16 protein-coding genes are annotated in these 19671 nt (G+C 50.7%); all 16 read right to left on the bottom strand.

From position 1 onward, the window contains the following. The 16 genes from fnlA to fcl all read right to left on the bottom strand — a co-directional run bounded on the left by fnlA (position 1) and on the right by fcl (position 19669). A complete protein-coding gene (gene fnlA, locus AACV31_RS01620) occupies positions 1 to 1035 on the bottom strand; it encodes a UDP-N-acetylglucosamine 4,6-dehydratase/5-epimerase (protein WP_075199286.1) in 1035 nt (344 codons plus the stop codon). Then, on the bottom strand, positions 1028 to 2197 hold the full coding sequence (locus tag AACV31_RS01615; protein WP_165154675.1) for a glycosyltransferase: 1170 nt from the start codon (positions 2195 to 2197) through the stop codon (positions 1028 to 1030). The genes fnlA and AACV31_RS01615 overlap by 8 nt, the downstream gene beginning before the upstream one ends. Next, a complete protein-coding gene (locus tag AACV31_RS01610; RefSeq protein ID WP_165154677.1) occupies positions 2197 to 3354 on the bottom strand; it encodes a glycosyltransferase in 1158 nt (385 codons plus the stop codon). Before AACV31_RS01610 ends, AACV31_RS01615 begins: the two co-directional genes overlap by 1 nt. Continuing rightward, complete coding sequence (locus AACV31_RS01605) at positions 3355 to 4299, bottom strand: hypothetical protein (protein WP_255491249.1); 945 nt, start codon at positions 4297 to 4299, stop codon at positions 3355 to 3357. Positions 4300 to 4480: 181 nt separating this feature from the next. Continuing rightward, positions 4481 to 5770: a lipopolysaccharide biosynthesis protein gene (locus AACV31_RS01600; protein WP_165154679.1), complete on the bottom strand. Its 1290-nt coding sequence runs from the start codon at positions 5768 to 5770 to the stop codon at positions 4481 to 4483. A 298-nt stretch (positions 5771 to 6068) separates the two neighbouring features. Beyond that, complete coding sequence (gene galF / locus AACV31_RS01595) at positions 6069 to 6959, bottom strand: UTP--glucose-1-phosphate uridylyltransferase GalF (RefSeq protein ID WP_007769092.1); 891 nt, start codon at positions 6957 to 6959, stop codon at positions 6069 to 6071. Positions 6960 to 7130: 171 nt separating this feature from the next. After that, positions 7131 to 8549: a colanic acid biosynthesis protein WcaM gene (gene wcaM, locus AACV31_RS01590; protein ID WP_165154681.1), complete on the bottom strand. Its 1419-nt coding sequence runs from the start codon at positions 8547 to 8549 to the stop codon at positions 7131 to 7133. A gap of 11 nt (positions 8550 to 8560) precedes the next feature. Further along, complete coding sequence (wcaL, locus tag AACV31_RS01585; protein ID WP_041923726.1) at positions 8561 to 9781, bottom strand: colanic acid biosynthesis glycosyltransferase WcaL; 1221 nt, start codon at positions 9779 to 9781, stop codon at positions 8561 to 8563. Continuing rightward, positions 9778 to 11058: a colanic acid biosynthesis pyruvyl transferase WcaK gene (gene wcaK / locus AACV31_RS01580; protein WP_146378865.1), complete on the bottom strand. Its 1281-nt coding sequence runs from the start codon at positions 11056 to 11058 to the stop codon at positions 9778 to 9780. Before wcaK ends, wcaL begins: the two co-directional genes overlap by 4 nt. Before the next feature lie 80 nt (positions 11059 to 11138). Beyond that, the gene (locus AACV31_RS01575; RefSeq protein ID WP_007769061.1) at positions 11139 to 12617 is read right to left on the bottom strand and encodes an MOP flippase family protein; all 1479 of its coding nucleotides are present in this window, start codon (positions 12615 to 12617) and stop codon (positions 11139 to 11141) included. 12 nt (positions 12618 to 12629) lie between these two features. Beyond that, on the bottom strand, positions 12630 to 14024 hold the full coding sequence (gene wcaJ / locus AACV31_RS01570) for an undecaprenyl-phosphate glucose phosphotransferase (protein ID WP_041923727.1): 1395 nt from the start codon (positions 14022 to 14024) through the stop codon (positions 12630 to 12632). A gap of 106 nt (positions 14025 to 14130) precedes the next feature. Continuing rightward, a complete protein-coding gene (cpsG, locus tag AACV31_RS01565) occupies positions 14131 to 15501 on the bottom strand; it encodes a colanic acid biosynthesis phosphomannomutase CpsG (RefSeq protein WP_105582365.1) in 1371 nt (456 codons plus the stop codon). A 54-nt stretch (positions 15502 to 15555) separates the two neighbouring features. Beyond that, complete coding sequence (gene cpsB, locus AACV31_RS01560) at positions 15556 to 16998, bottom strand: mannose-1-phosphate guanyltransferase (protein ID WP_105537730.1); 1443 nt, start codon at positions 16996 to 16998, stop codon at positions 15556 to 15558. Between the two features lie 3 nt (positions 16999 to 17001). Beyond that, complete coding sequence (gene wcaI, locus AACV31_RS01555; RefSeq protein ID WP_165154683.1) at positions 17002 to 18225, bottom strand: colanic acid biosynthesis fucosyltransferase WcaI; 1224 nt, start codon at positions 18223 to 18225, stop codon at positions 17002 to 17004. Beyond that, complete coding sequence (locus AACV31_RS01550) at positions 18222 to 18701, bottom strand: GDP-mannose mannosyl hydrolase (RefSeq protein WP_007769046.1); 480 nt, start codon at positions 18699 to 18701, stop codon at positions 18222 to 18224. Before AACV31_RS01550 ends, wcaI begins: the two co-directional genes overlap by 4 nt. A gap of 2 nt (positions 18702 to 18703) precedes the next feature. Further along, complete coding sequence (fcl, locus tag AACV31_RS01545) at positions 18704 to 19669, bottom strand: GDP-L-fucose synthase (protein ID WP_007769033.1); 966 nt, start codon at positions 19667 to 19669, stop codon at positions 18704 to 18706. Between the last annotated feature and the right edge of the window lie 2 nt (positions 19670 to 19671).

Below are 19671 nucleotides of genomic sequence, written 5' to 3'. Positions count from 1 at the left end.
TTATGAGTCCAATTCGTATTGCTCGCCAGCGCGTAAAGCTCGAATGAATGAAAGTTTTAGCAGCAGCTTTTTCATACCTTCAACATCAAGGCGAGTAGTATTATGAGAATTGTAATCTTCCACCTCAGATATGCGTCGATCGCCCTGTTCAACATATTTACCATAGTTAAGGTCACGTAAATCAGGTGGCACGCGATAGTAATCCCCCATATCAACCGCAGCAATCATCTCTTCACGGCTCAACAAAGCTTCGTATAGTTTTTCACCGTGTCGAGTGCCGATAATATTAATGGGATGATGCTCTTTATTGAGAAGCTCTTTTAAGGCGACAGCTAAGGTTTCAATTGTTGCTGCGGGAGCTTTCTGGACGAATATGTCACCGTTATTACCGTGTTCAAACGCATAGAGCACAAGATCCACAGCGTCTTCAAGTGTCATCATGAAGCGTGTCATATTGGGATCGGTAATAGTAAGGGGCTGGTCAGCTTTGATCAGGTCGACGAACAGAGGAATAACAGAACCGCGCGAAGCCATTACGTTGCCATAACGAGTACCACAAATGACAGTCTTGTTCGTATCCACATTACGTGATTTCGCAACCATCACTTTTTCCATCATAGCCTTGGAGATACCCATAGCATTGATTGGATAAACAGCTTTATCTGTACTTAGACATACCACACGTTTGACTTCGTTTGCAATTGCCGCTTCAAGGACATTTTCGGTACCAAGAACGTTCGTTTTAACCGCTTCCATGGGGTGAAATTCGCAGGAAGGCACTTGCTTGAGCGCAGCCGCATGATAAATAAAATCTACACCTCGTGTCGCGTTTAGAATGCTTCCATAGTCACGCACGTCACCAATATAAAATTTAAGCTTATTGTTATTATATTTTTTTCGCATGTCATCTTGTTTTTTCTCGTCACGGGAAAAAATGCGGATTTCTTTTATATCGGTATTTAAAAAACGATTAAGCACTGCGTTACCAAAAGAACCAGTTCCGCCAGTTATTAAAAGAACTTTATTTTTAAACATGCTCCCTCTCATTATTAACAAGATATTCTTTGATTAATGTCACTATTTTATTCACACGCTGTTCTTGCGAACCATATTTTTTTACAATTTGCATTGCCATGTGATATCTTTCCCCAAAATTAATATGTTGTATAGCATTATACAAAGCTTCAACATAAGAATTAAGATCATTGGCACTATAATAATAAGCATAATTACCGCAGATGGATTTCGCAAAATCAAAGTCTGGGACGACCAATGGTTTTAACGTTGACATTGCTTCGATGTAACTCGTAGAAAATACTTCTAGCGCACTAGGTTGAAGAACAACATCATATTTTGAATATATACTTAACGCTTGCGAATGAGAATAAGCACCAATATTTTCTATAAGATCCTCAACGCCGTTCTTTTTGGCAATTTCAACGATATTATAGTAGTCTTTATCAGAACCCACTGTAAAAATTATTTTGAATTTTCCTGAATATCTTTTTCTTAATAAAGCGGCTGCAACAGGAACTCTTTCTAAATCTTTATGCTTATAATATGCGGTAGGCACTAATATTTTGCAAACAGGTCCATTGCTTAACTGTTCAATGTAATCACCAGAAATACTTCTTTGGTTCAGGAAATTCAAGAATTCCTCTGATAGGGAATTATAAACTATATGGATCTGTGCCGTTTCACCTACTATATTCTGTAATTGAACTTTTGATGATTCTGTTTGAACAACCCATACATTAGCTTTCTTAATATTAATCCTTTGATAAGCAGTTTTCAACTTTCTCTTTATTTGCTCTTTTTTATTTCCGCACAAACTATAAGCATATTGTGAGGCACCTAAAATATACGGATTACTACAACCCATTATATGTGGGACGCCAAATTCTATATATGCTGGCCCAGCAGATGTATATACTACTTTAGGACTAACCAAATCTACTATTTTCTTTATTTTATTTCTAACAAGAAATGATGATGCGGGGGAATCATAAGCAATAAAAAAGGAGCCTTGGGGAAGAATGTTTTTTACTTGCTCATATACCTGAGGACTCAGTAAAAAGAACCATTCTAGCCCGTAACCTTCATTTTTTAATACTTGAGATATGAAATTTACGCTATTCTGGATCCCACCGCCAATTACATTTGTGGAACAGTTAAAAACCACATCTGATTTATTCATTATCTTATTCGCTTCATGAACTCTTTAAATTTTTGCAAATTAGCTCGTGCAGAATATTTTTCTTCATATATTTTTTTTAATGCAGGAGCATATTGATTCTTTTTATCCATAGCAACTTCAATTAAGTTATCAACATCATCTTCCATTGGCTGATATTTGATTCCAGTAAATTGTAATTCTGAACTAATATCACCAACAGCATTAGTAATAACAGGGACACCAAAAGATATCGATTCAACATACTTTGATGGAAAACCAGCAATAGCATATCTTTTATTTTCTCTAAAAAAAACACAATAATCGGTCTTTCTATATAACTTAAATACTTCAGCCATTTTTAACCGCCCAAGGAAAATACAAATTTCGTCAAGGGCATATTCTTTTTGATAGTATATAGGATATAGTTCTAAAAATTTTTCTTTATCAATACCAGCTATATAGAATTTTACTGAAGACATTGCTTTTTTACTTGTAAGCAAATCATCTATGAAAAAATCGAGTCTATCTTTTTTTCCAGGGGAACCCGCGTATAAAAGGTTCAAATTGTCAGCTGAATGCACCCTATTTTCAGCATATTGAAATTCATTACCAAGGGGAGGGATTTTGATAATATTTTTACCCTTGCGCATATAAAATGCCTCTAAGAATGAAGATATTGCGATAACATTTTTAAACAAAGGGTAGGCTAAATGCATGCGACACCAGTTCTCAAAAGAAGCAGCACTATACTTGCCTCCTACCAAATGCTCACTTTCATACCATTCAGTTGAATCAAGAATGATTTTCTTATTAAAAATCTTGGATAAAATAAAAATAGTTATCGAAAAGAGAAACGGTGTATTATAAATAAATACATGGCTGTATTTATCTTTATTAAAGATCATCCAAGGGATAATTTGTATACCCATAAATAGAAAGCTTATTAATTTCCTTATTTTAGACGTTCTTTCCTTATCTAGAATCGAGAAAGATAAATGGCTTGTTTTATCATTTATTTTAATTACACCTTCGTTTCCTTGTTCCCATCCGCCGACAATAATGCTTTTACATTCGTCTATATGGTTTAACATATCAACAATTTTATGGACTCGCTTTCCAGCAGCATCTATATCGGGAAACCTGAACATACCGGTATAAAATACTTTAAATTCGTCCATTTAATAACGTACCCTCATTTGTTTTTTAAAATTAATGTACATACTAAGACCCAAAATCTGTAGTACTGGAAAGAAAAGTATAAAATACCTCAAATTTATTGTTGGATTGAAAAGCCAAATACCAAAAAAAGCATTAATCATAGCTAACAGGTATTTTTCTTTTTGGTTCATATAAACATTATAGTTAACTATTGCATTTATTATAAAAGGACTCAAACTCATCAGAAAAATAACTTGAGGTATATTTTTAAAACGGCCTACATCGACCTGATATCCGTCGATAAAATCGAATGAAATTATTGCATCATGGACATATTGAATTGCTCTAATCGGATTTAAGAGCAAAGAACCTATATAATAATTTCTATTTAAAGTATAAACTAAATAACTCATACCGTCTGACAATGTAGATTCATTAAAAAATTCAGTTTGATACTTTGCTAAAACCCCATTAGCTAGTGAAAGCAAAACATATGCTACGATAAATTTAACAATATGATTTTTTTTACCAGTAATAAAAAATAAATAAAGTAAGAGTAATGCAGGCAGTTGAAAACGAATCAATGTGGAAATCATCACTAATAAAGAAAATGTTTTCCATTTTTTTTCTAATGATAATTTTATCGCTAGTAAAATTATTAAAATGGTAAAGGAATCTTTATTAATTAATTGCGCGAAATATATTAAAGGCGTCATTAAAAAAAATGTTAATGCAAATGTCAAATCTAAATTCAGCCTACGAATTATAGCTGTATATGTATTTAACGCAAATAGCAAAACAATCAAATTTACGATTAGCGCCAGTGTTTCATAAGAAACAACGATATCAAGGGATTTTAAAATGCCATGAAAAAAGTAATACAATAATGAAATGCCAAAATTATTATTTAAACCAGAAAGAGTTATCCAATTTCCGGAAGATTCAATATCCTCAATATAACTCAAATAAACATAGTGATCATGTATGTTTACCGGGTAAAGCCATCCGTCTACAGGCTCATATGTAAATCCCTTGTTATAAACAAAAAACAAGTAATACACGAAGCTGCCAAAACAAAAAAATAAAAAAAGATAGTATCTTAAAATAGTAGAAAAGTTATAATTGCTCTGATAAATGCCCATAGTATTACTTCACCCACCAAAAAGTTGACATAATAGTTACAAAGCAAAAAAGAATATAATAATGGCAATACTTTATATCAAAACCCATTGGGCTAAGTCGCTCTGAAACAAGCCATGTGGTATAGGTGAGTAATATGTTTGAAAAAAATATGGCTAAAGCAACACCCGTTAGCCCCCATATTGAACCACCGAATATAATAAGCAAAAACAAAATGACTGTATTACAGATATATATGTATGATATGTATTTTGTTTTCTCACTTAACTTTATGCCGGCATCAACCATTTCTTTTATGACTAAAAGTGACATAGCAATAATCATTATATAAGTAGGATGTTCTGATTCGGCATAAGACTGAGGTATAAAGAAACGAAAAACCAACCAGGTTATAATGAAAAGCACAACATCTACGACAGGCAACAAAATCAGCACTAATCTAAATATTTTTCTTGTACTTTCGATGGCGGCATTATTATTTTCATTATAAAGTAACGGGTACCACACCATACAAAATGCACTAACCCCGACTAGCATTAGAGCTGATATTTTATTAGCGAGGGCGAATAAACCAATAGTTGATTGAGTAAATATTGCATATAAAATAAAGCGATTACCATACTGCGCCATAACGCTAGCGATTCTGCCTGGTAACTGCGGTAGTGAAAATTCTATAAGTTTTTTAAAATCAGCCTGAGTGTTTTTAACAGAAAATTCATTTTTGAGGATAACTATGGATGTCACTACAGATACTATATAAGATACTAATAACGCAAAGAAGTAACCTTTTATACCACTATTTAACTTAATCACTGTATAGCAGGCCAATCCTGCAAATAGACTTGTTTGCAAAATATTAATAAAAATCACATATTTTATTGTTCGAGCATATCGTATAGTTAAACTATTGACTATGTATAAATTTGCAAACAACACGCAGAACCCAGATAAGCCTAGCTCAATATATGCTGAAGATCCTAATGATAACAATGAAGTCATCACTGGAATGGATATTAAATATATGATTAAAGTTCCAAAAGAAAACCGTAAGACGCTAATGAACGTTGATTTAGGAATGCTTTTGCTTTGATAAAAATACCTTTGTAAAGCAGTGTCTAGTTGACACATGCCAAATACCATGAAAATGTTATATAAAGAAAGTATAAGTTCTAAACGCCCCATCTCTTCAGGAACAAGATAGTGTGTAAAAATTGGTGTTAGTAGAAAGGGTAATAATCTTGAGATGCCTGAAACAAAAAGAAAAATGAAAATTTCCCGTATAAACTTAGCAATCATTTGTTTTTCTAGCGTTATTAATTGGAATTAATCAAAAAACAATGCTACCGCCCCTGGCTCAACAGCTACCAGTGTACTGAGTTATACAGCAATCTGTGGATCGGGCGATGAGCTTATTTACCTGCGTATCTGACCAGGGCGCTACCGCGATGTTACTTACCCGTCATGGCCTTTCAGCCACAAAAAAACAAAACGGCAGCGAGTCCGTCGAGTATAAATGCTTATCAACCCGAATGCTCAACTGCCGTTTTATCAAAGGCTATCCTGCCTGTATAGCGTTCTGCGCAAAGCGGCTGGCTTACGCCAGCAGTTTCTTGATGCTCTCGCGGAACTTCTGCCCTTCTTTCAGGTTACGCAGGCCGTAGTTAACGAACGCCTTCATGTAACCCATTTTTTTGCCGCAATCGTAGCTTTCGCCGGTCATCAGCATCGCTTCAACAGGCTGATTCTCGTTAAGGCGCGCGATGGCGTCAGTCAACTGGATACGTCCCCAGGCGCCCGGCTCGGTTTTCGCGAGTTCTTCCCAGACATCCGCGGACAGCACATAACGCCCGACGGCCATCAGATCAGAATTCAGCGTCTGCGGCTGGTCTGGCTTCTCGATGAAGTCGACGATACGGCTGATTTTACCTTCGGTATCCAGCGCATCCTGGGTAGTTATCACGGAGTATTCAGAGAGATCGCCTGCCATACGCTTGGCCAGTACCTGGCTGCGGCCATTTTCCTGGAAGCGCGCAATCATAGCGGCCAGGTTATAACGCAGCGGGTCAGCAGAAGCGGCGTCAATAATAACATCCGGCAGTACGACCACAAACGGGTTATCGCCAATAATCGGGCGGGCGCACAGAATGGAGTGGCCAAGGCCCAGCGGCTGCGCCTGACGCACGTTCATGATGGTCACGCCCGGCGGGCAGATAGACTGCACTTCTGCAAGCAGCTGGCGCTTCACACGCTGTTCAAGCAGCGCTTCGAGTTCGTAAGAGGTGTCGAAGTGGTTCTCAACCGCGTTCTTGGAGGAGTGGGTAACCAGCACAATTTCCTTGATTCCCGCCGCTACGATTTCGTCGACAATGTACTGAATCATTGGCTTATCGACGATAGGTAGCATTTCCTTCGGAATAGCCTTCGTGGCTGGCAGCATATGCATGCCGAGCCCGGCTACCGGGATGACTGCTTTTAAATTAATCATTTTCTCTCCCACCTCAAAAGGTTGATGAATTATAGTCGTTTACCGGACATAAGCCAGTATGAATTTATCCATGGCGTAAGCGCCACAGCCCCGCGACTCTCAGGGAAAGTGGTTATACCTTCTATGAATTCATACCGTTAATCGCCAGGATAATTCGTAAAGTCCGGGCAATCATTTTGTGATCCGCGTCGGCAGCGCAAAATTCAGCATTTCCGTATTCACGTGCTGATGATCCACCCGGTCGATATCGACTGAACTCTGTCCTTTCTCGTTCACGGCCTGGATGTTCGCAAGCGACAGCAGCGTATCGTCTTTAGCCATAAAGCGGCCGCGCACATCTTTGCGCAGATCAAAGCGCATCTTCAGCGCCGGGCCAACGGACGACTCCTGCATCACTTTGACATTACGCACAAACAGGTGCTGCGGCTTGTTATGCAGCTCAAGCGTCGCGCGCTTCATATCCACGTTCGTGATAGCGACAAACGAGGTGGCATTCCCGGAGGAGATCTGGATCCCGCGCAGCTTATAAGGCAGGGTGCGGTTATCCATGCAGATATTGTTCAGCTTGAAGTTCTGCGGAATCGACAGGTAATTGCCTTTAATCACCCCGTAGCCGATCAGCATCCCGGCGCTGTTCACCATATTAACGTCATCAATGAGGAAGTTATCGCAGCCGTAAATCGCGACCGTCGCGTTATCGATGCCCGCGGTTTTACTGAAGTCCGGCGTGATGTTTTTCGCTTTTACATTGCGGATGACGAAATGTTTGCCGTTCTCCACATGCACCAACTGGCGGCAGTTGCTGCCGGTGATGTTCGCCACCACGAAGTTCTTCACCGCCTGGCTTTCCGGATAGGTATTATCGTAAGTGCTGCCCGCAAGGCCGATGCCGATGCCCCAGTTGATTTTGCCGTTGGTGCAGTTGATCTGGTCAAGAACGTGATCGGAGATAAGAAGCTCCGAATCGTTGATCGCGACGTTCCATTCGATGGCGTCGCCCTGGAGCCGTTCAAAGCGTCCATGAGTGATACGCACATTGCGCAGTTCGTTATGAAATCCCTGGCGCAGAATGCCGTAATTGGCGTCGTGGATGTAGATATCGTCAATCACGAGATCCTGCATCTTCTGCGGCTTTTTGCCGCCGATGTAAATCTGCATCACCGGGCCGAAGCCGCTCATCTCGATGCCTTTAATCGCCACCTGCGAGCCGCGCACGTCGAGAATGATGTTATGCAGGCGCCCTTTTTTCTCGCCCAGGATCTGGCAGCCGTCCTGGAGAATAAAACGTCCTTTGCCGTTGCCTTTGAGCGCGCCGAGCACCCGCAGGGTTTTCCCGGCCGGCATAAACACCGGGCTGTTGATATTGTCGCAGGTGAGACTGGCGGGCACTTCCACGGTCTGCGCCTCACTGAAGGCAAGCTTAAATGCCTGGGGCCAGTTGTCCTTGTAGAAATCAGCGACATTCACGGTTTTGCCGCCCGTAACGGCATGGGCGGCGCGGCTGTGCAGCAGCGGCATCAGCGCCGCAGCGGCGCCGGCCTGCACGAAAGTCCGGCGGGAAAGACGCCCGGACGACATGATTTTACGCATAAAACCTCGGGTTACAGGGTTTGCAGCAGGCCCGCGAGTTCGCGGTAGATGCGCTGCTGGTTAAACTCGGTTTCCACTTTTTCACGGGCGCGGGACAGCATCGGGCGCAGCGTCTGTTCGTCGATTTGCGCAAAGGCCTGAAGCTTGTCCGCCAGCGCATGCGCGTCGTTTTCCGGCACCAGCCAGCCCGATTTTTCAGCGTCGATCAGCTCCGGAATACCGCTGTGCTGCGTAGAGATAACCGGAATGCCCACCGCCATCGCTTCCATCAGCGCGACCGGAATGCCTTCCATATCGCCATCCACGCCGGTGACGGAAGGCAGCAGGAACAGATCCGCCTCGTCGAGCATCGCTTTCACTTCATGGCTCGGTTTAAAGCCCGGCATAAACACGCAATCATCAAGACCATATTGCTCAATCAGCGTGCGCAGACGGCGCTCCCACGGCCCGGTGCCCAGGATGTTGTAACGAAAGTCCACGCCGCGGCCTTTCAGCAGGCGGCAGGCCTCGATCGCCACATGCAGCCCCTTTTTCTCGGTCAGGCGCGCCACGGAGATAATCTCCAGCGGCGTACCCGGCTGCTTCAGCGGGCGCAGCGAGAACTTCTCCATGTCCACGCCCATACGGGAGACCGCGATTTTCTCCTGCGGGCAGCCCATCGCCTTCAGACGTTCGGCCCACAGTTCGCTAATCGGCAGCATTAAATCGCCGCGGCGAAACAGTTGCTGATATTCCGGCGTGTAGCGCGTGAGAACTTCACGGTGCGACACATCGATGCCATGAAACACGGTCGCGATTTTGCCGTCCAGCACGCCCAGTTCGCGAAGCTTGGCGGCGGTGACGCCCGCCGGGCCGAAATGCGCGATAAACACATCGGCCTTCAGCGTGCCGGGCACGCGCCCGCAAATGGCCGAGAGAATCAGGTTACGCGCCTCATCGCCGTAGCGGGCCATATTGAGCGCCCGCCAGGTGCGGCCGTTGAACAGCCCTCGCGCGGTATGTCTGGCGCGATATTTCAGCTTGGCGGCTTTGCCTTCCGGCTCTTCCAGCAGAAAGCGGGTTTTCTGCGCCAGGTTGTACTCGGTATACGCGGCATGGGTGTTTTTCAGATCGCCCTTCTGCAGCGAGACGATCTCCACCTCATATCCCATGTTGATAAAGCCGACAATCTGGTTCAGGACGAACGTTTCCGAGGCGACCGGGAATTTCAGCAGAAAGAAGCTGACTTTCATCGGGCTCCTCCCGCGCGCATCAGCACGGATTTCACCATCTGATGGCCCTTCTCGCGCTCGGCGGCGACCGCCGTGGCGAGACGTTCATTAATCGCCGGCAGCTGGCCGAGCGTATCGCCCACCATCGACTGCAACGAGCCGTCCAGCAGATGGCGGATCTCAATCGCCATCTCCGGCATGCCGAGCTGCTGCATGATGCCCGCGGACTTGTGTTCGTAGTTAATGGCAATCGCTGGCGTCCCGAAGTTCATCGAGATAATCGCCGAGTGCAGACGGGTGCCGACGGTCAGCTCGCACGCGCCGAGAATTTTGCCCATCTCAAGGTCGTTCAGTTCATCCATCACCACGTGGAAGCGCGACGGATCTTTCACCAGCTTGCTCAGGTTTAGCGCCACCATACGGTCATCTTTGTTGTAACTGTCGATACCGGTGCAGGTGGAGAGCGCCAGCACCTGATAACCTTCGTCGATAATGCGGTTCACCACATTCGCGAAAGCCTGTTCGTAGGCCTGCTGGGTGGTGCCGAGACGTTTGTCGAACGGCGCCAGTTCGCGCAGCGTAATCGCTACGGTCTTATCGCGCGCCGCCACGTCCAGCCAGTGCTGCACCGCGTAGCTCGCGACGAAATCTTCATTATGATGCTCAACCAGCCAGGCGGTATCGACGCCCAGTTCCACTTTCGAAGTGTCGATCTGGCCTTTCTTCATCAGGTCGAGACTCACGGTTTCGCGCAGGATCAGCGCGTCGCAGTGGCCGAACACGTAGTTCGCGAGCTGGTTAAACTGCGGCTCCTGGAACGGCCCGACGCTGTGGCCCACCATAAACAGCGGCTTTTTCGCCATAAAGGCGCACAGCGCATGTTCAAATTGCGGGGTGCCGTAGAGATCGACGAAGAACGAGCCGCCGACCTGGATAATCGCGTCATAACCGCCAAGCAGCCCAACGAAATCGGTAAAGCCCTGCGGCAGAGAGATATTGCGCAGCTTCCCGTTGCCGGTCACTTTGGCGAGCAGCACCTGGTGCTGATAGCGGCGGCGCAGCACTTTCTTTACGCGGCCCATCACGCCCGCCGCGTTATTAAACTGCTTCATCTGTTTGTAGAGCGGATCAGGCATGACCTCTCTGTCCAGCAGCCAGGCGGAGCTCACCGGGTAGCGGCTCATCACGTCCACTTCCGCGGCAGGATCCTGAAGCGCTATCGCATCGATTAATCCGCGCAGGATAGCGCTGTCGCCACGGTTTCCGCAGGTGTGGTTGCCAAGAATGAGTAACTTCATGTTGACCTCTGAAATATGCGCTCGCCCTGTTCGCCGCACGCTGGCAGCAGGGGCTTGCGCATCAATAATTTTTAACGGGATCAGCCTGCACGGAGCAGCATTTTCATTTTATCGTTGCGGCAAAACTGACGTTTCAGCTCTACCACCAGCGCATTGCGCGAAAGCACTATCGTCACGACGAACGCCAGCACGCCAGCGCCAATCTGCACCGCCAGCAGCGGGGCGAGCGCCAGATGTCCTTTCAGCGCCACGCCAAGCGCGTAGCTGACCACAAGCGTAGGCAGCGAGAGCCAGAATGGCAGCAGAATGCTCTGGATATACTCGCGGTAGCTGGAGCCCAGCACCGGTTTAATCATGATGAAATAGCTCAGCACGGTATTGATTATCTGCACCAGCAGGAAGCCGAGCGTCACGCCGAGCGCGCCGCCAAGATGCCCGCCCGCGACAATCGCCGGAATAAACAGGAAGGTTTTAAAGACGTTGAATTTAAAGCTGATATCCACGCGCGCTTTCGCCATCAACAGCGAGCCAATCGGGTTACCGATAGAGCGCAGAAGACCTACGACGCACAGCAGTTGCAGAATCGGCACAATGCCCACCCACTTCTCACCAAACACCAGCGGCACGAAGTTATTCGACACCACCATCAGGCCGAGCAGCGCTGGGAAGTTAATGATACCGACCACCGAGAGCAGCTTGTAGAAGTTCACGCGCAGCTTGTCGATATCGTCCTGGATTTTGGCGAACGCCGGAAACAGCACGCGGGTGATAATCGGGTTAAGCTTCATTGGCGGTACGACCGCCACGTTGTACGCGAGGTTATACCCGCCCGCGACCGCCGCGCCGAGAATGCGCGCCAGCACCAGCGTCGAGAGGTTGGTATTGACGTAGTTCACCAGGCTGTCGGCGGTCAGCCACGCGCCGAACTTCAGGTTAGAGGAGACCGACGCCAGCGAGAAATGCAGGCCCGGACGGTAAATCTTGCGCCCGAAGAACCCGAACAGCGTGGTGCGCACCGCCGTGTTGACCAGATAACCAAGAATGGCGGTCATCGCCACCGGCCAGTACTGGGCGGAAATCACCGTAAAGGTGAAGCCCGCCAGCACCGAGAAAGTCTCAATGGCGCCAATCTTGTTGAACTCCAGCTCTTTTTGCATCAGCGCGCGGAACTGCTGGCCGTGCGGGATCACCACGAAGGCGAACGCCAGGGTCCGGATAAGCGGCGCCAGATCCGGGTTATGCAGCACGCCCGCGATAAGATCGCTTAACAGAAAGACCACCACACAGACCACAATCCCCAGGCCCACGTTCAGCCAGTAGAGCGTGGTCAGCTCCAGGTTGCTGATGGTTTTGCGCTGGATAATCGAGTTCGCAATCCCGAAATCGGAAAGCGTATCGGCCAGCGCGATAATCACCAGACTAATGGTCAGCAGACCGAACTGATGCCCATCCATCAGCCGCGCCAGGATGGTCATCTGCACCAGCCCCAGGCTGATGATAATCACCGTCGAAATGGCGGACCACTTGGCGCCGCTAATGGTTTTGTCGCGAAGGCTCATGACCTACTACCCTTAATATGCCGCTTTGTTAACAAAGCCTTTGAACACGGTCAGGAAGACGATTTTGATATCGAGCCACACGCTCCATTCGCGGATGTACTCCAGATCGAACTCGATGCGTTTTTCCATCTTCTCCAGGGTATCGGTCTCGCCGCGCCAGCCGTTGATCTGCGCCCAGCCGGTAATGCCCGGTTTCACTTTATGGCGCAGCATGTAGCCCTGAATCAGCGCGCGATATTGCTCGTTATGCGCCACCGCGTGCGGACGCGGGCCAACAATCGACATCTCGCCGGTGAGCACGTTAATAAACTGCGGCAGCTCATCAAGCGACGTGCGGCGCAGGAAGTTGCCCACTTTGGTGACGCGCGGATCGTTCTGCGTCGCCTGCTTCACGACTTTGTCGTTTTCCATCACGCGCATGGAGCGGAATTTCCACACCATAATCGGCTTGCCGTCCATGCCGTAGCGCGTCTGGCGGAAGATAATCGGGCCTGGCGAGCTGAGCTTCACGGCCACCGCGATACAGCACAACACCGGCGAAATCAGCAGCAGGATCATGGAAGCCAGAACGATATCTTCCAGGCGTTTGAGCACGCGGTTGATGCCCGAGAGCGGCGTATCGTACAGCGGCACCACCGGCACGCCGTTCACGTCATCCAGGCGCGAGTGCAGAATGTTGAACGTAAACACATCGGGGATCAGCATCACCGAGCAGGTGGTATCGGAAAGCTGGCGCACGAGTTTCTTCATCTGCGCCCCTTCGCTCATGGACATCGCGATATAGACGTTATGAATTTTGCCCGCGCGGGCGTCTTCCACCAGTTGTTCCAGGTTACCCGCCCAGCCCGTCGGCACGCCGCCCGGCTCCGGATCGTGATAAATGCCTGCGACTTCCAGCCCCAGCCAGGGCTCGTTGCGAAAGCTCTCGGCGAGTTGCAGACCGACCGGCTGCGCACCCGCAATCGCCACGCGACGGGTGTTATAACCGCGATTACGCAGCCAGCCCGCGCCGAAGCGAATCGCCGAACGGCACATCACCATCCCTACCCCGGTCAGCAGATACCAGGCGAAGAACACGCGCACCGGGCTGTCGAAATCGGGGTTAAAGGCCATCAGACCGGCGCTGAACACCAGGCTCATGGTCCAGTTCTGCAACAGCAGCAGCAGTTCGGTCGAGATTTTGACGCCGCGCCAGGAGCGGTAAAAATCGGTGATCCCGCCAATCATCTGGAATACAACGAGGGTGGTCAGGGCCATCAGCAGATGCATGTAGAAAAACGGCAGCTCATTGATCCTGCACACCACCCACAGTCCGACGAACATAATGGTTATGTCGGAGAATCGTTGCACCAGAGAGATTAACGATGCATTCGTTTTGGCTCGTTCGCGCTTTTTTAGATTTGTCATCGTCGTACCTTCAGGCGCCGTAAGGCGCAGTTAAGCGACTGTCTGGTCCCGGCAGGCGGGACGTAAGCGTCGCGGCGCACCGCGACGCGCAGACGGCCGCGCCGTTTTACTGATTCAGCAGCGCAAGGATTTCTTTGGTTTTCGCCTGCATCAGTTCCGTATCCGCACGCGACTCCACGTTAAGGCGCACCACCGGCTCGGTGTTGGACGAGCGCAGGTTAAAGCGCCACTCGCCAAACTCCATGCTGATGCCGTCGGTGCGGTCAATGCTGTCCGCCTGCGGCGCGAAGTGATCTTCAACGCGCTTAATCGCGACAGCCGGCTGCGCCAGTTTGCTGTTGATTTCGCCGCTCGCCGGGAACGCCGCCATGCGGTCGCGCACCAGCTCGCCCAGAGACTGGCCTTTCAGGCACAGCAGCTCGGTCACCAGCAGCCACGGGATCATGCCGCTGTCGCAGTAGGCGAAATCGCGGAAGTAGTGATGCGCGCTCATTTCGCCGCCATAAATGGCGTCTTCCTGGCGCATACGCTCTTTGATAAACGCATGACCGGTTTTCGACATCACCGGCGTGCCGCCCGCGCCCTGCACCACGTCAACGGTGTTCCAGGACAGACGCGGATCGTGAATGATTTTCGCGCCGGGGTGTTTTTCGAGGAACGCTTCGGCCAGCAGACCGACAATGTAGTAGCCCTCGATAAACTGCCCGGTTTCGTCGAACAGGAAGCAGCGGTCGAAATCGCCGTCAAACGCGATGCCCATATCCGCGCCATGTTCGATAACCGCGTTGCGGGTATCGTCGCGGCACTCCGGCAGCAGCGGGTTAGGAATACCGTTCGGGAAGTTGCCGTCCGGGTTGTTATGCACCTTAATGAACTGTACCGGCACATTCAGCGCCTTAAAGCGCGCTTCGATGGCGTCCACCACCGGGCCCGCGGCGCCGTTGCCGGAGTTAATGACAAGCTTCAGCGGCGTGAGGTTTTTCACGTCGATGTAGCCCAGCAGATGGTCGATATACGCGTCGCGCAGGTCGATTTTTTTGTAGCTGCCGCGGGCGGCTTCATTCACCGGCGGGAAGTCGTTCGCTTCGGCAAGACGCTGCACGTCGCGCAGGCCGGTATCGCCGCTAATCGGGCGCGCGCCTTCGCGGACCAGCTTCATGCCGTTGTAATCCATCGGGTTGTGGCTTGCGGTCACTTCGATGCCGCCGTCCACGCCCAGATGGAACGTCGCGAAGTAGATCTCTTCGGTGCCGGAAAGGCCGATATCCAGCACGTCGACGCCCGCGTCCTGCAACCCTTTCGCCAGCGCCAGCTTTAGCGCTTCGCTGGTCAGACGCACATCGCCGCCCAGCACGATGGTTTTCGGCTTCAGGAACTCGCCATACGCGCGGCCGATGCGCCACGCGATATCTTCATTTAACTCTTCGCCCAGACGCCCACGAATGTCGTAGGCTTTGAAACAGGTTAACTTTTCCATTTTTTATCTCTTGGGTTCTCTTTTTTGTCGGAAAATGCGCAGGATGCCTGCGCCTCACACCCGGCCGTAACGGTCGGCGAAGCGGATCACATCGTCTTCTTCCAGATAGGTGCCGGAGCGCACTTCAATCAGGTCGAGCGGGATCTTGCCGGGGTTTTCCAGGCAGTGCGTGGCGCCCAGCGGGATGTAGACCGATTCGTTCTCCCCTACCAGTTTCACGTCGTCGTTAATGGTCACCTTCGCAGTGCCCGCCACCACAATCCAGTGCTCGGCGCGGTGATGGTGCATCTGCAGCGACAACCCTTCGCCCGGCTTCACGGTGATGCGTTTCACCTGGTAGCGTTCGCCCTGATCAATGGAGTCATATTTGCCCCACGGACGGTAAACCTCGCGGTGGATGTGATGCTCATGGCGGCCGTCGGCTTTGATTTTCTCGACCACTTTTTTCACGTCCTGGACGTGATTACGGTCGGCGATCAGCACCGCGTCTTTGGTCTGCACCACGACGAGATCTTTCACGCCGACGGTGGTCACAAGGCCGGACTCGGCATAGACGTAGCTGTTTTCGGTGTTATGCGAAATCACGTCGCCGTGATGCACGTTGCCTTCCGGCGAATGGTTGGAGATCTCCCAGAGCGAAGACCAGGAGCCGACATCGCTCCAGCCTGCGTCCATCGGCACCACCACCGCGTCGGCGGTTTTTTCCATCACCGCGTAGTCGATGGACTCTTCCGGGCAGGCCAGGAAGGCTTCTTCGTCGACGCGGATAAAATCGAGATCCGGGTCAACGGTGCTCATGGCTTTTTCGCAGGCGTCAAGGATATCCGGGCGGTATTTGGCGAGCTCTTCCAGGTAGCGACCGGCGCGGAACAGGAACATGCCGCTATTCCAGTAATATTCGCCGCTGTTGACGTAGGACTGCGCGGTTTCCAGATCCGGTTTTTCGACAAACTGCGCGACGCTGAAGGCGACGGCGTCGACCGCCACTTCCGGATTAGAGACTTCGCCACGGCGGATGTAGCCGTAGCCGGTTTCCGGCAGGTTCGGCACGATGCCGAAGGTGACCAGCTTGCCGCTCTCGGCGAACGGCATCGCGGCGCGCACGGCATTGCGAAACGCGTCTTCGTCCTGAATGACATGGTCAGCCGCCAGCACCAGCATCAGCGGATCGGTTTCCGGGCTGTTGCGTTTTGCCGCCAGCGCCGCCAGCGCGATAGCCGGCGCGGTATTACGTCCGGCTGGCTCCAGAATGATGTTTTCGGTCAGCTTGTTGAGCTGTCGCAGCTGCTCGGCGACGATAAAGCGATGCTGTTCGTTACAGATAACCACCGGGCTTTCGCACTGCACGCCGTTTAAGCGGCAGACGGTGGTCTGAAGCATTGTCAGATCCCCTTTCAGACAGAGGAACTGTTTTGGGTAAAGCACGCGGGAAAGCGGCCACAGACGGCTGCCGGAGCCGCCTGCCATAATTACCGGAAAGAGTTTTGACTGACTCATGGCTTAACCCCGAATATCAGCGATAAATTGGCTTAACACGTTCTCTTTTTCGAGCGTGCGTTCGGCATATTCACGTGCCACCGTGTTGTCTTTGGGAAGCGCAAGCGCGCTGACGATCCCTTCCGCCAGCGCGTCAACCGACTCTGGCTCTACGCAGACGGCGATGCCTGGCTCCTCGATACAAAGCTGTCCAAGCTCGGTGTCGTGCTCGGCGGTGATCACCGCGTTGCCGCCGACCGCCAGGATATTGGTGAGCTTCGACGGCAGTACCGCGTCGGCCGCGCCGCGCTTCTGAATCACCAGATGGCAATCCGCCATCTTGAGAAGCGCCGGGAGCGCTTCATAAGGTTGCAGCGGGAAGAACTTCACGTTCGTAAGCCCCCGCTCTGCGACCATCTTCTCAAGGCGCGCTTTACCGCCGCCCTGGCCGACAATCGCGAAAATCCACGGCTGGTCGGTAAACCGCGCCGCCACGTCAATGGCGCTCTCCAGCCCCTGTTTCTCCCCGATGTTGCCGGAGTAGAGGATGATTTTTTTATCCGCCGGCAGACCAAGCTGGCTGCGCAGCGCCAGGACGTCCTCTGTCTTCACATCCCGGAACCGCGCCACTTCGGACCAGTTCGGGAAAAAGATCACGCGCTCCGGGGGAACCCCTTTTTCTTTGGCTTTGTTCATCATTGAGCGCGAAATGGTCGAGACGTTATCAACGTTATGCAGACCGCTACGCTCAAAGCGGCTGGCGAGACGGGCGATTTTGCCCCCCTTGCCGCGGCCCGCCATGCCAAGGCCAAGCATGGCGTCCACTTCGTAATCCTGAATGTGCAACAGCGTCTTCGCGCCGGAGAGCTTCGCCAGCAGGCGCATGCCCGGCGTGCAGAACAGCGTTGGCACGACGCCGATGATGCGATCCGGCTTCCAGCGACGCTGGGCCAGCAGCGGGAAGAATGAGCTCGCCGCAAAGCTGCCAAGATGGATCAGGCGTTTTAACGTAGAAGGTTGTTTCGGGACATAAAGCGGGCAGCGCCACACCGTGGCGGCGCCCTGCTCTTTGCGCCAGCGCCAGGAGGAGTAGTTCTCCCCCACTTTCCAGGCCGGGTAGTAAGGCGGTGCGGTAATCACCCGCACCTCATGGCCCTGACGGGCCATCCATTCCACCATCTCGCCGGTGTACTTACCGATACCGGTCAGCTCCGGCGAGTAGTTGATGCCGTAAACCAGGATTTTCATAAGCCCGGCACTCCGGCAAAACGTTCAGCCATGAAATAGGCGCGGCTGTTGTCGTGCACATCTTCACTCGCCACAATCGAGGAGGGCGACTGCCAGCGGTACGCTTCGTGCTGCTCTTTGGGCAGGTTGAGCTCATCCGCTTTTACGCGCAGCCGGAAACCCAGCACGATGTAATGGGTGGTGAAGTCGGTCCCGGAGAAGTTGTCGTCATAGAAGTGCTGCCAGACGCCGTAAAACTCTCCCTCCGGCATCGAAAAGCGTTTGCCAAGCTCCGCCTGCGTCAGACGTTCAAACGCCTGCGCCAGCGGCTCATCTTTCTGAACCCGACCGCCTGGCACGAACCAGAAGCCCTGCGCCGGACGGTTGGTGCGATGACCGAGCAGGAACTCCCCCTGCTCGTTCTCGACAATCAGATCGATGGAGATAAGCGGCGTGGAGCGCACCACGGTGGCAAAATCTTCCTGACTTAAAAACATCCTTACCCCCGGAAACGATGCTGGTTTTCAAGGAACCACTGGTAAGTGCTGGCAAGGCCCGCCTCCAGTGAAATCTCGTGATACCAGCCCAGTGAGTGCAGACGGGTGACGTCGAGCAGTTTGCGCGGCGTACCGTCCGGTTTAGAGGCGTCAAACACCACGCGGCCTTTGTAGCCCACCACTTTGGCGATGGTCTGCGCCAGCTCGCGGATAGTGCAATCCACCCCGGTGCCCACGTTGATGTGCGACAGCATCGGCTCGGTGTTTTCCTGCCACACCTCGCGGTCAAGCTCCATGACGTGAATGCTGGCGGCGGCCATGTCATCCACATGCAGGAATTCACGCATCGGCGTACCGCTGCCCCACACCACCACGTCCGCGGCGTTTTCCTGGGTCGCTTCATGGAAGCGGCGCAGCAGCGCCGGGATCACGTGCGAGTTGCTCGGGTGGAAGTTGTCGTGCGGCCCGTACAGGTTCGTCGGCATCACCGAGCGGTAGTCGCGGTTATGCTGGCGGTTGTAGGATTCGCACAGCTTGATACCCGCGATTTTGGCGATAGCGTACGGCTCGTTGGTCGGCTCCAGCGTGCCCTGTAACAGCTCGCTTTCCGCAATCGGCTGGTTCGCCAGTTTCGGATAGATGCATGATGATCCGAGGAACAACAGCTTGTTCACGTTGTGCAGATGCGCCGCGTGAATGATGTTGCTCTCAATCATCATATTTTCGTAGATGAAGTCCGCCGGGTAGGTGTTGTTGGCGACAATGCCGCCCACCTTCGCCGCCGCCAGGTAAACCTGATCCAGCGCGGCATCCGCGAAGAACGCGTTCACTGCCGCGCTGTCCAGCAGGTTCAGCTCGTCGCGCCCTTTGAGCACCAGCTCGACATCGTCGCGCTGCTCAAGCTGGCGAACGATGGCCGACCCCACCATCCCGCGGTGGCCGGCCACAAAAATACGTTGCTTTTTCATGC

It is taken from the genome of Cronobacter sp. EKM101R (genome assembly GCF_963888145.1).
GTDB classification, from domain to species: Bacteria; Pseudomonadota; Gammaproteobacteria; order Enterobacterales; family Enterobacteriaceae; genus Cronobacter; species Cronobacter turicensis.
This window is presented reverse-complemented; position numbering and strand designations above follow the sequence as displayed.

Bases quoted from the DNA above. Each gene is read 5' to 3' on its own strand.
- AACV31_RS01600 (WP_165154679.1), bottom strand. From the start codon at position 5,770: ATGATTGCTAAGTTTATACGGGAAATTTTCATTTTTCTTTTTGTTTCA.
- cpsG (WP_105582365.1), bottom strand. From the start codon at position 15,501: ATGGAAAAGTTAACCTGTTTCAAAGCCTACGACATTCGTGGGCGTCTG.
- cpsB (WP_105537730.1), bottom strand. From the start codon at position 16,998: ATGAGTCAGTCAAAACTCTTTCCGGTAATTATGGCAGGCGGCTCCGGC.
- wcaM (WP_165154681.1), bottom strand. From the start codon at position 8,549: ATGCGTAAAATCATGTCGTCCGGGCGTCTTTCCCGCCGGACTTTCGTG.
- fcl (WP_007769033.1), bottom strand. From the start codon at position 19,669: ATGAAAAAGCAACGTATTTTTGTGGCCGGCCACCGCGGGATGGTGGGG.
- AACV31_RS01575 (WP_007769061.1), bottom strand. From the start codon at position 12,617: ATGAGCCTTCGCGACAAAACCATTAGCGGCGCCAAGTGGTCCGCCATT.
- wcaK (WP_146378865.1), bottom strand. From the start codon at position 11,058: ATGAAGTTACTCATTCTTGGCAACCACACCTGCGGAAACCGTGGCGAC.
- fnlA (WP_075199286.1), bottom strand. From the start codon at position 1,035: ATGTTTAAAAATAAAGTTCTTTTAATAACTGGCGGAACTGGTTCTTTT.
- AACV31_RS01550 (WP_007769046.1), bottom strand. From the start codon at position 18,701: ATGTTTTTAAGTCAGGAAGATTTTGCCACCGTGGTGCGCTCCACGCCG.
- AACV31_RS01610 (WP_165154677.1), bottom strand. From the start codon at position 3,354: ATGGACGAATTTAAAGTATTTTATACCGGTATGTTCAGGTTTCCCGAT.
- AACV31_RS01615 (WP_165154675.1), bottom strand. From the start codon at position 2,197: ATGAATAAATCAGATGTGGTTTTTAACTGTTCCACAAATGTAATTGGC.
- wcaL (WP_041923726.1), bottom strand. From the start codon at position 9,781: ATGAAAGTCAGCTTCTTTCTGCTGAAATTCCCGGTCGCCTCGGAAACG.
- wcaJ (WP_041923727.1), bottom strand. From the start codon at position 14,024: ATGACAAATCTAAAAAAGCGCGAACGAGCCAAAACGAATGCATCGTTA.
- galF (WP_007769092.1), bottom strand. From the start codon at position 6,959: ATGATTAATTTAAAAGCAGTCATCCCGGTAGCCGGGCTCGGCATGCAT.
- wcaI (WP_165154683.1), bottom strand. From the start codon at position 18,225: ATGAAAATCCTGGTTTACGGCATCAACTACTCGCCGGAGCTGACCGGT.